Source organism: Halomonas sp. PBN3 (assembly GCF_000475415.1).
In the GTDB taxonomy this organism is placed as follows: Bacteria; Pseudomonadota; Gammaproteobacteria; order Pseudomonadales; family Halomonadaceae; genus Halomonas; species Halomonas shengliensis.
Map to the genome: position 1 here is coordinate 20,756 of NZ_AXCA01000057.1, position 11,012 is coordinate 31,767.

Here is an 11,012-nt window from a genome sequence, read left to right on the forward strand (position 1 = left end):
ACCCCCGAGGCGTCAGCCGTCGGTACCGTCGCCGGCGACTTCCTGCTGCTGCGAGTAGATCAGCAGCGGCTCGCTCTCGCCGCTGATCACCGAGGCGTCGATCACCACCTTGCTGACGCCGTCCAGCGACGGGATCTCGTACATGGTGTCGAGCAGCACCGACTCGAGGATGGAGCGCAGGCCGCGGGCGCCGGTCTTGCGGGCCATGGCCTTGGCCGCCACGGCGCGCAGGGCGTCCTCGCGGAACTCCAGCTCGACGTTCTCCATCTCGAACAGCTTGGCGTACTGCTTGATCAGCGAGTTCTTGGGCTCGGTGAGGATCTGGATCAGGGCATCTTCGGTGAGCTCGGTGAGGGTCGCGATTACCGGCAGGCGGCCCACGAACTCCGGGATCAGACCGAACTTGACCAGGTCCTCGGGCTCCACGGTGGCCAGGATATCACCCACCGGCTTGCTGTCGTCCTTGCTCTTCACCTCGGCATTGAAGCCGATGCCGCCCTTCTCGGCGCGGTCGCGGATCACCTTCTCCAGCCCGGCGAAGGCGCCGCCGACGATGAACAGGATGTTGCCGGTATGGACCTGCAGGAACTCCTGCTGCGGATGCTTGCGACCACCCTGGGGCGGCACCGAGGCGGTGGTGCCTTCGATCAGCTTGAGCAGCGCCTGCTGCACGCCCTCCCCCGAGACATCACGGGTGATGGAGGGGTTGTCCGACTTGCGCGAGATCTTGTCGATCTCGTCGATGTAGACGATGCCGCGCTCGGCCTTCTCCACATCGTAGTCGCACTTCTGCAGCAGCTTCTGGATGATGTTCTCGACATCCTCGCCCACATAGCCGGCCTCGGTCAGCGTGGTGGCGTCAGCGATGGTGAACGGCACGTTGAGCAGCCGCGCCATGGTCTCGGCCAGCAGCGTCTTGCCGCTGCCGGTGGGCCCGATCAGCAGGATGTTCGACTTGCCCAGCTCCACCTCGTCGTTCTTGACGTCGGAGCGCAGGCGCTTGTAGTGGTTGTAGACGGCAACGGACAGCACCATCTTGGCGCGGTCCTGGCCGATCACATAATCATCGAGGGTGTGACGAATCTCGCGGGGCGTCGGCAGGCGCTCCTCGTCGCTCTCGGCATCGTTGTCGAGCACCTCCTCGCGGATGATGTCGTTGCAGAGGTCGACACACTCATCACAGATATAGACGGACGGGCCGGCAATCAGCTTGCGCACCTCGTTCTGGTTCTTGCCGCAGAACGAGCAGTAGAGAAGCTTGCCACCGTCGTCCTTGCCTTTGCCGTCGGCCATTCGCATACCTCTTTTGATGGTGGTGGTGCCGCCAGGGCGGCACCACCGGGCTCACAGCGGCGGACGGTGCCGCCGGGAACGATCAGCGTGTGATGAAAATCACGCTATCAGGATGTGGGCCGCTTATCCAGCACGGCATCGATCAGGCCATACTCCGCCGCCTGCTTGCCGTCCATGAAGTTGTCGCGGTCGGTATCCCGGGCGATGGTGTCGATGTCCTGGCCGGTGTGGTGCGCCAGGATGCGGTTGAGCCTGTCGCGGATGCCGAGGATCTCACGGGTGTGGATCTCGATGTCCGAGGCCTGGCCCTGGTAGCCGCCCAGCGGCTGATGGATCATCATCCGCGAGTTGGGCAGGCAGAAGCGCTTGCCCGCGGCACCGCCGGCCAGCAGCAGCGCACCCATGCTCGCCGCCTGGCCGATGCAGACGGTGGAGACATCGGGCTTGATGAACTGCATGGTGTCGTAGATCGACATGCCCGCGGTCACCGCACCACCCGGCGAGTTGATGTAGAGGTGAATGTCCTTGTCCGGGTTCTCGGACTCCAGGAACAGCAGCTGCGCCACCACCAGGTTGGCCATGTAGTCTTCCACCGGACCCACCAGGAAGATCACACGCTCCTTGAGCAGGCGGGAATAGATATCGTAGGCGCGCTCGCCGCGGGCGCTCTGCTCGACCACCATGGGCACCAGGCCGCCGGCGTTCTGGATCTCGAACTCGTTGCTCATAGCGTGTTGTCCTTGCATCCGATGTATGGAAGCGATGCGCCCCCGACGCCATGCCGGGGGCGTGGGGCAGATCAGGCCTGGCGCTCTTCCTCGCCGGCGCCCTCCTCGCTGCCCTCTTCCTCGTCGGCCTCGTCCTGCTGCTGGGCGGCGGCCAGCACGTCCTGGTAGGACATCTCGACGTCCTTGACACTGGCCTGCTCAAGCAGCAGGTCGACCGCCTTCTCCTCGAGGATGGCGGACTTGACCTGGGTTTTCATCTGCTCGTTGCCCATGTAGTACTCGACCACCTGCTCGGGCTCCTGGTACTGCTCGGCAAGCTCCTCGACCTTGGCCTTGATCTCGTCGTCGCTGGCGGAGAGCTCATTGGCCTTGATCACCTCAGCCAGCAGCAGGCCCACCTCGACGCGGCTCTTGGCCTGCTCGGCAAACAGCTCGTTGGGCAGCTGGGAGACGTCAAAGTCCTCACCCAGGCCGAACTGCTGGGCCGCCTGGCGCTTGAGGCCGTCGACCTCCTGCTGCACCAGCGCCTGGGGCACCGGGATGTCGTTGGCCTTCTGCAGGGCGCCCAGCACCTGCTGCTTGACGCGATTCTCGACCGCCTGGCCCGCCTCGCGGGTCATGTTCTTCTTGACCTCGGCGCGGAACTTGTCGAGGTCACCGTCCTCGACGCCGAACTTCTTGACGAACTCGGCATCGACCTCGGGCAGCGACTGGCCCTTCACCTCGTGCACCTTGACCTTGAAGGTGGCTTCCTGGCCCGCCAGGTGCTCGGCCTGGTAATCCTCGGGGAAGGTGACCTTGATCTCGGTGTCGTCACCGGCCTTGGCACCGATGAGCTGCTCCTCGAAGCCGGGGATGAAGCTGCCGGAGCCGATTACCAGGTCGTGGCCCTCGGCGCTGCCGCCCTCGAAGGGCTCGTCGCCCAGGAAGCCCTGGAAGTCGATGGTGACCTGGTCGCCATCCTCGGCGGCACGTTCGACCGCCTCCCAGCCGGCGTTCTGCTTGCGCAGGGTCTCGATCATCTCGTCGACGTCGGCGTCGGTCACCTCGACCACCGGGCGCTCGACTTCGGTGCCCTCGATGGAGGCCAGCTCGATCTCAGGATAAACCTCCAGAGTCGCCACGAACTCCAGGTCCTTGCCCGCCTCGTTGACGGTGGCCTCAATCTGCGGGAAACCGGCCGGGTTGAGCTCGTGCTCGGAGATGGCGCGCACGTAGCGTTCACGCATGACCTCGCCGACCACCTCGTTGCGCACGTCGCGGCCGTAGCGCTGACGAATCACCGACATCGGCACCTTGCCCCGGCGGAAGCCGTCCATGCGGACGTTCTTGGCGGCATCCTTGAGACGGGCATTGACGGCCTCGTCGACCTCGGCTGCCGGCACCTGGACGGTGACGCGGCGTTCGATCTGGGAGGTCGTATCGACGGAAACTTGCATGAAATGTCCTCTACCGACTGGGGCAATGTGTTGACTGCGTGAATGGAAAATCAAGGGGATGATTTTATGAATCCCGCCCGGCACTGGCAAGCGCCATGGCAGGAGTGATGGGGGCAAGCGACCGGATTGCAAGGGCTGGGCCGAACACGGGGCTCAAGCAAGCCAGCGATGGCCACCGGCGCGCCACTCAAGGGGGCATATTCCGGAAACGCGAAGACCGCCGACGCCGAATGCGCCCGCGCGATAAAACGAGAAGCCAAATAGAAGTACTGAGGAAGATGCGAAACTGCTGAACACGGAGGTGCCGAAAGAGACGCAAGACATGGGGTGGATGATGGGGATCGAACCCACGACCACCGGAGCCACAATCCGGGGCTCTACCACTGAGCTACATCCACCATTGCCTTGTTACTGCTGCGCCGCGTGTGTCGAGGTGGGGTGGATGATGGGGATCGAACCCACGACCACCGGAGCCACAATCCGGGGCTCTACCACTGAGCTACATCCACCACATCGACAATCGCTCGAACCAGCATCCCGCCACCGCGCCTGGATGGCACGCCCAGCAGGACTCGAACCTGCAACCTACGGCTTAGAAGGCCGTTGCTCTATCCGGTTGAGCTATGGGCGCATTCTACGTTCCAACTCACCTGGCCGCAACCCTGAATGCCAATTTCTTCCTTGACAATCAACAGGTTGTGGTCGGAGTGGAGGGATTCGAACCCCCGACATCCTGCTCCCAAAGCAGGCGCGCTACCAGGCTGCGCTACACTCCGCCGTCGACTTCGCGGGCCGGACGCCGCCGCAGGGGCCTCGTCGAGCGCTGCGTATTCTACGTGACTTTCCCCGACCGTCAAGTGACGCCGCGCCGCGGCTTTGTTTCATGGCGTCGACATGCGAAAATCGCGCCTCCTTCAATTCGGCCACCCAGAGGATCCTCGATGACCGCGCAACTGATCGATGGCAAAGCCATAGCCGCTCGTGTTCGCCAGAAGGTCGCCCGCCAGGTGCAGGCGCGCCGCGAGGCCGGCGGACGCAGCCCAGGGCTTGCCGTCGTGCTGGTCGGTGAGGACCCCGCCTCCGCGGTCTATGTGCGCAACAAGCACAACGCCTGCGTCGAGGCCGGCATCGAATCCTTCCGCCATCAGCTGCCCGCCGACACCTCCCAGCAGGCCCTCGAGGCGCTGGTCGACGAGCTCAATGCCGACCCGGCGGTGGACGGCATCCTGGTGCAGCTGCCGCTGCCGGCGCACCTCGACGCCCGGCCGATCCTCGAGCGCATCCGCCCCGACAAGGACGTGGACGGCTTCCACCCCTACAACCTCGGTCGCCTGGCCCAGCGCCTGCCGCTGCTGCGCCCCTGCACGCCCAAGGGCGTCATGACCCTGCTCGAGGAGAGCGGACTGGCCGTGCGCGGCCTAGATGCCACCGTGGTCGGCGCCTCTAATATCGTCGGCCGCCCCATGGCGCTGGAGCTGATGCTGGCAGGCTGCACCACCACCGTCTGCCACCGCTTCACCGGCAACCTCGAGGAGCACGTGCGCCGTGCCGACGTGCTGGTGGTGGCGGTGGGCAACCCCGGCCTGGTCAAGGGTGAGTGGGTCAAGGAGGGCGCCATCGTCATCGACGTGGGTATCAACCGCCAGGAGGATGGGCGCCTGGTGGGCGACGTCGATTTCGCGGCCGCCGCCGAGCGCGCCGGCTGGATCACCCCGGTGCCCGGCGGCGTCGGCCCCATGACCGTGGCTACCCTGCTGGAGAACACCCTCCAGGCCGCCGACCTCCACGACGACAGCTGACAGCCTCCTGGGCGCAGCACCGCCCCTGCGTGCCCAGTGAACAACGGTCTCATGGGGCGGTCACACCGATTTCAGAACACCAGCACATGAGGATGTCATGAGCGACAAGATGAACGTCGAGAGCTTCAACCTGGACCACACCAAGGTGAAGGCCCCCTATCTGCGCCTGGCCGACATCAAGACCGGCGAGCACGGCGACACCATCCACAAGTACGACATGCGCATCTGCCAGCCCAACCAGGGGCACATGGCGATGCCCGCCCTGCACTCCCTGGAGCACCTGCTGGCCGAGATGTCGCGCAACCACTCCGACAAGGTGGTCGACATCAGCCCCATGGGCTGCCAGACCGGCTTCTACTGGGCGATGATCAACCACGACGACTACGACGCCATGCTCGACCTGGTGGAGAAGACCCTCCAGGACGTCCTCGAGGCCACCGAGGTACCGGCCTGCAACGAGACCCAGTGCGGCTGGGCGGCGAGCCACAGCCTCGAGGGGGCCAAGGAGGTCGCCCGCGGCTTCCTGGCCAAGCGCGACGAGTGGACCCAGGTATTCGCATGAAGCGCATCGGCATCATCGGCGCCATGCGTCAGGAGGTGGAGCGCCTTGCCTCCCTGCTCGAGGGGCGCGAGACCCGCACCCACGTCGGCAACACCTTCCATCGCGGCCGGCTACATGGCGTCGAGGTGGTGATCCTGCAGTCGGGGATCGGCAAGGTGAACGCCGCGGTGGGCACCACCCTGCTGCTGGACATGTACCGGCCCGAGGCGATCATCAACACCGGCTCCGCCGGTGGCTTCGGCGAAGGGCTCGAGATCGGCGACATCGTGGTCTCCAGCGAGGTGCGCCACCACGACGTGGACGCCGTGGTGTTCGGCTACGAGCACGGCCAGGTGCCCGACATGCCCGCCGCCTACCTCCCCGACGAGCGGCTGATGCACCTGGCCCGCGAGTGCGTCGAGGCGCTGGGCGAGGTCAAGGTGGTCGAGGGGCTGATCGCCACCGGCGACGTCTTCATGGCCTGCCCCAACCTGGTGGCGCAGACCCGCAAGCGCTTCCCCACCATGCTTGCCGCCGAGATGGAGGCCGCGGCCATCGCCCAGACCTGTCACCTCTACGACTGCCCCTTCGTGGTGATCCGCGCCCTCTCCGACATCGCCGGCGGCGGCGACAACCACCTCTCCTTCGAGCAGTTCCTGGAGAAGGCCGCGCTGCACTCCTCGAAGATGATCGAGGCGATGGTGGCACGCCTGGCAGACCACCATCGCGATGCAGGGCAAAGGGTGGACCGCGCAGACGCGCGCTAATCCGTATGACAGGCTCGAAGCACCACAAACGTTGCCTGACTCGCTCAATAGCAACATCTGTGGTGCAGGTCGGCTAGCCCTTCAGCGTCCATTCGAGCGTCTCGCCGGCGCGCAGCGGCACGATGCGTTGGCCATCGGCGTAGGGCAGCGACTCGGGGAGCGTCCAGGGCTCGCGCACCAGGGTGATGGTGTCGGCATTGCGCGGCAGGCCGTAGAAGTCCGGGCCATGGTGGCTGGCGAAGCCCTCCAGACGCTCCAGGGCGCCGGCCTCCTCGAAGGCGGTGGCGTAGAGCTCGATGGCCGTCGGTGCCGTGTAGGCGCCGGCGCAGCCGCAGGCGCTCTCCTTGTCGCCCTGGGCGTGGGGCGCGCTGTCGGTGCCCAGGAAGAACTTCGGGCTGCCCGAGGTGGCCGCCGCCAGCAGCGCCTGGCGGTGACGCTCGCGCTTGAGGATCGGCAGGCAGTAGTAGTGCGGGCGGATGCCGCCCACCAGCATGTGGTTGCGGTTGTAGAGCAGGTGGTGGGCGGTGATGGTGGCCCCCACGTTGGCCGGCGCGCGAGACACGAACTCGGCAGCATCGGCGGTGGTGATGTGCTCGAAGACTACCTTGAGGGTCGGATGGCGCTCCAGCAGCGGCGTGAGCACCCGCTCGATGAACACCGCCTCGCGGTCGAAGATGTCGATCTCGGCGTCGGTCACCTCGCCGTGCATCAGCAGCGGGATGCCCAGCCGCGCCATGGCGGCGATGGCCGCGTCGCAGTGGGCCAGGTCGGTGACCCCGGAGTCTGAGTTGGTGGTGGCGCCGGCGGGATAGAGCTTCACCGCCTGCACCAGGCCGCTCTCGTGGGCGCGCTCGATCTCCTCCGCCGGAGTGTTGTCGGTGAGGTAGAGCGTCATCAGCGGCTCGAAGCAGCTGCCCTCGGGCAGTGCCGACAGGATGCGCTCGCGATAGGCCAGGGCCTGCTCGGTGGTGGTCACCGGCGGCTTGAGGTTGGGCATGATGATGGCGCGGCCCATCTGCCGGGCCGAGGCCGCGACCACGGCGGCCAGCGCCTGGTCGTCGCGAAGGTGGAGGTGCCAGTCGTCGGGGCGGGTCAGGGTCAGGGAGGTCACGGCGCGTCCTGTGGTAGCGGGTTCAGCGAATGGGGGGGAGTATACCGAAAGGCACGGGCTCCGGCAGCGCCGCACCGGTCGCTAGTCTGCTAACATGGCGCTTTGCCCCGACCCGGGACGCCCCATGGCCGACACCCTCGAGCGCAGCCCGCTGCGCGCCGACCTGCTGCTGCTGACCGTCACCCTGCTCGCCGCCTCCGGCTGGATCTTCTCCAAGGAGGCGCTGGCGGGCATGCCGCCGCTGCTCTTCATCGGCAGCCGTTTCCTGCTGGCGGGCCTGATCCTGATGGCATTCGCCCTGCCCCGGCTGCACCGGCTCTCGACGCGAGATGTCGCCGCCGGGGCCGGCGTGGGCATGCTGTTCAGCGGCGCCCTGACCTTCTGGATCCTGGGGCTCTTCCATTCGCGCCACCTCGGCGAGAGCGCCTTCATCAACAGCCTGGGCATCCTGCTGGTGCCGGTCATGGCCCGACTCCTGTTCGGCGACCGCCCGCCGCGCACCACCTGGATCGCGCTGCCCATCGCCCTGGTCGGCTTCGCCCTGCTCTCCCTCAATGCCGGGTTGCGCTTGGAGCCCAGCCAGTGGCTGTTCGCCACCTCGGCGCTGCTCTTCTCGCTGCTGATCAACGTCAACACCCGGGTGGTGCGCCGCCTGCCCGCCCTGCCCCTCACCGCCATCCAGCTGACCGTGGTGGGCCTCGTGCTCGGCGCTCTGTCGGCGCTGGTGGAGCCCTGGCCCGCACGCATCGGCGGCGTCACCCTGGGCTGGCTCGCGGCCAGCGTATTGCTCGCCAGTACCCTGCGCTTCTTCCTGCAGGTCTATGCCCAGGGGCTCACCACCCCGAGCCACGCCGCGGTGATCCTGATGCTGGAGGCGGTATGGGCGGCGCTGCTGGCCGCCGCCTGGTACGGCGAGACCATGACGCCCCTGCAGCTGGCCGGCTGCTCGATGATCTTCGCCGCGCTGCTGATCAACCGCTGGTACTGGGTGCGCAAGCTGGTGCTGCGTACTGCCGGGGACTACCGAAAATAGGGACAGCCTTTGAGGCGCCGAAGTTACCTTGTGGGAGCCCGATTCATCGGCGATCGAAAGTGCCTCAGCAACACCGCCGGGCGCCTGACGGCGCCATCGCCCAGAATCTGGGCTCCCACAAAAGGCGGCCATAACTCGCCAGCCGGCGACAAAATCCCGTATCATGCCGCCAGTTTTCGCGGGGCCAGCTTCACGAGGGAGAGACGATGCCCAAGGTTCGCCACTATGCCGATCTGGCCGCCATCATCGCCGGGCTGATGTGGCTGGTGGTGTACTGGTCGATCAGCCTGTCGGCCTACCTGGACAACCTGGAGCCCACCCTGGCCGCCCTGCTGCTGCTGGGCAGCGTGGTGCTGGTCACCTTCGTGCATCGGCCGACGCGGGTGCTGCTGCGCCGCTACCACGTCAGGAAGCGGCGCACCGAGATGTGGATGCACATCCTGGCGCTGCCGCTGTTCATCGCCTTCGTGCTGGGTGTGAGCTTCGAGCTGATCTTCACACCGCTGAGCGGAGTCCAGAAGCTGACGCTGTTCAATGTGGTGGCCACCGCCGGCTGGCTGGTGTTCATCGTCACCCTGGTAATCAAGCTCTGCGCCCACCAGATCAAGCAGCGCCGCAATGGCCATTGACCGTAAGGGCGCCTGACTACCAGGGAGACTGGCAAGGACCACGCCGGAGCGAGTGCCCCGGCGACTGACGGCAAACTGTAACCCGGCCTCAGAAGCGCGTCGCGCTGAACGGCGCCATGTCCACCTCTGGGGTCTCCCCCGCCATCATCTGGCTGAGCAGCAGCCCCGTCACCGGGCCCAGGGTAAAGCCCTGGTGGCCATGGCCGAAGGCCAGCCACAGTCCCTCCTGCCCCGGTGCCGGGCCGATGATCGGCTTCATGTCCGGCAGGCAGGGCCTCGCGCCCTTCCAGGGCTCGGGGTCGCGACGCTCGCCCAGGGGGTAGATCCTGCGTGCGGCCGCCTCCGCCGCCTTGAGCTGCTTGAAGCGGGGCGGCGCCTCCAGGTCGGCCAGCTCGGCGCCGGTGGTCAGGCGGATGCCGGCACGCATCGGCTCCAGCAGGAAACCGGTCTCGGCGTCCATGATCCAGTGGTTGAGATGGGCGTTCTCGTCGGCGCTGGCGTAGTGCATGTGGTAGCCACGCTTGACGAAGAGCGGCACCGGATGGCCCAGTTTCGCCATCAGCTTGCCGCTCCAGGGGCCCATGGCCACCACCACCTGCTGCGCCTCGAGGGTCTCGCCATCGGTGGTGACCTGCCATCCCGCGCCGGCCTTCTCGACCTCCTTGACCTCGGCCTGCAGGAAACGCCCGCCCTGCTGCTGGAAGTGCTCGGCATAGGCCTGCACCAGCGCACCCGGGTCGGCCACGGTCCAAGGCTGGGTCCAGTGGATGGCGCCGACGAGCCCCTTCTTGAGGTGCGGCTCCTTGGCGTAGAGGCCGGCGGCATCCAGCACCTCGAACTCGACGCCGTAGCGTTCCTGGTTCTCGCGTGCTTCCTTGATGCGATCCTGGAAGGCGGCCTCAGTGTGGTAGAGCTCCAGCCAGCCGTCGCGCCGCACCAGCGACTCGGCCCCGGCGGCCTCGATCATCGGCCCATGGGTCTCCAGGCAGCGCATGATCAGCGAGGCATACTCCGGCACGATCTTCCGGTAGCGCGAGCCGCCGGAGTTGTGCCAGTACTGCAGCAGCGGGCTCGCCGCGCCGAGCATGCCGGCGGGACGATAGCGAATATCCACCTCGCGGTTGGGCAGCACCCGCAGCAGCGTGCCGAGGTCCCGCGGGAAGGCATAGGGGCGCACCGCCTCGCGCTGGATGATGCCGGCGTTACCGAAGGAGGTCTCGCGGCCCGGCTCGCGGCGATCCACCAGCGTCACCGCATGGCCCTGGCGCACCAGGTGCCAGGCCACCGAAACGCCGACCATGCCGGCTCCCAACACCACGATCTCACGAGACATCACGCTTCCCTCCTCTGACATGCACGCAGGCCCCGCCACCCGGCGAGGCCTGACTCAACGATAGACGCCATGCCGCCACCGGGTCGAATCGCGATCGGCGGCGGCACCAGTCGCATCATAACGTGGAGTACGTCACAAGATATTCTATATTTCCAACCTTTTACGGGATATTACTTTGCAATTAAAACTCAATGCAAATATATATTCTGCATAATGCATGAAATCAGGATAAAATATCCAGCACCCCAGGAACAACGGCACACTGTCGCCACCGCTTCCCCTCTATGACGCAGACCGCACGCGCTCGCTGCTTGTGTTCTTGACGTCCTCCCCTCCCTC

10 protein-coding genes and 4 tRNA genes are annotated in these 11,012 nt (G+C 66.2%); 5 read left to right on the forward strand and 9 right to left on the reverse strand.

The window, feature by feature from the left end:
- Positions 1–12 precede the first annotated feature (12 nt).
- The 7 genes from clpX to Q673_RS22750 all read right to left on the reverse strand — a co-directional run bounded on the left by clpX (position 13) and on the right by Q673_RS22750 (position 4,236).
- Entirely contained in the window at positions 13–1,293 is a 1,281-nt protein-coding gene (clpX, locus tag Q673_RS22720) for an ATP-dependent Clp protease ATP-binding subunit ClpX (protein ID WP_023004952.1), read from the reverse strand.
- A 107-nt stretch (positions 1,294–1,400) separates the two neighbouring features.
- A complete protein-coding gene (clpP, locus tag Q673_RS22725) occupies positions 1,401–2,021 on the reverse strand; it encodes an ATP-dependent Clp endopeptidase proteolytic subunit ClpP (RefSeq protein WP_023004953.1) in 621 nt (206 codons plus the stop codon).
- A gap of 71 nt (positions 2,022–2,092) precedes the next feature.
- The gene (gene tig, locus Q673_RS22730) at positions 2,093–3,460 is read right to left on the reverse strand and encodes a trigger factor (protein WP_023004954.1); all 1,368 of its coding nucleotides are present in this window, start codon (positions 3,458–3,460) and stop codon (positions 2,093–2,095) included.
- Between the two features lie 323 nt (positions 3,461–3,783).
- Positions 3,784–3,858 (reverse strand) — tRNA-His (locus Q673_RS22735).
- 36 nt (positions 3,859–3,894) lie between these two features.
- Positions 3,895–3,969, reverse strand: a tRNA-His gene (locus Q673_RS22740).
- A 45-nt stretch (positions 3,970–4,014) separates the two neighbouring features.
- Positions 4,015–4,091 (reverse strand) — tRNA-Arg (locus Q673_RS22745).
- A 68-nt stretch (positions 4,092–4,159) separates the two neighbouring features.
- Positions 4,160–4,236: transfer RNA gene (locus Q673_RS22750), tRNA-Pro, on the reverse strand.
- A gap of 165 nt (positions 4,237–4,401) precedes the next feature.
- Here Q673_RS22750 and folD point away from each other — a divergent pair.
- The 3 genes from folD to mtnN all read left to right on the forward strand — a co-directional run bounded on the left by folD (position 4,402) and on the right by mtnN (position 6,567).
- Positions 4,402–5,259: a bifunctional methylenetetrahydrofolate dehydrogenase/methenyltetrahydrofolate cyclohydrolase FolD gene (gene folD, locus Q673_RS22755; RefSeq protein WP_023004955.1), complete on the forward strand. Its 858-nt coding sequence runs from the start codon at positions 4,402–4,404 to the stop codon at positions 5,257–5,259.
- A 97-nt stretch (positions 5,260–5,356) separates the two neighbouring features.
- The gene (locus Q673_RS22760; protein ID WP_023004956.1) at positions 5,357–5,821 is read left to right on the forward strand and encodes an S-ribosylhomocysteine lyase; all 465 of its coding nucleotides are present in this window, start codon (positions 5,357–5,359) and stop codon (positions 5,819–5,821) included.
- Positions 5,818–6,567 (forward strand): 5'-methylthioadenosine/S-adenosylhomocysteine nucleosidase, encoded by a 750-nt coding sequence (mtnN, locus tag Q673_RS22765; RefSeq protein WP_023004957.1) that lies wholly within the window; start codon positions 5,818–5,820, stop codon positions 6,565–6,567. Before Q673_RS22760 ends, mtnN begins: the two co-directional genes overlap by 4 nt.
- Positions 6,568–6,640: 73 nt before the next feature.
- On the opposite strand, the gene pyrC is transcribed toward mtnN, so the two are convergent.
- On the reverse strand, positions 6,641–7,678 hold the full coding sequence (pyrC, locus tag Q673_RS22770) for a dihydroorotase (RefSeq protein ID WP_023004958.1): 1,038 nt from the start codon (positions 7,676–7,678) through the stop codon (positions 6,641–6,643).
- Positions 7,679–7,802: 124 nt separating this feature from the next.
- Between pyrC and Q673_RS22775 the strand changes: the two genes are divergently transcribed.
- Positions 7,803–8,711: a DMT family transporter gene (locus tag Q673_RS22775; protein WP_023004959.1), complete on the forward strand. Its 909-nt coding sequence runs from the start codon at positions 7,803–7,805 to the stop codon at positions 8,709–8,711.
- 206 nt (positions 8,712–8,917) lie between these two features.
- Positions 8,918–9,340, forward strand: coding sequence for a hypothetical protein (locus tag Q673_RS22780; RefSeq protein WP_023004960.1), 423 nt, complete (start codon positions 8,918–8,920; stop codon positions 9,338–9,340).
- Between the two features lie 88 nt (positions 9,341–9,428).
- On the opposite strand, the gene Q673_RS22785 is transcribed toward Q673_RS22780, so the two are convergent.
- Positions 9,429–10,673, reverse strand: coding sequence for an NAD(P)/FAD-dependent oxidoreductase (locus Q673_RS22785; RefSeq protein WP_023004961.1), 1,245 nt, complete (start codon positions 10,671–10,673; stop codon positions 9,429–9,431).
- Between the last annotated feature and the right edge of the window lie 339 nt (positions 10,674–11,012).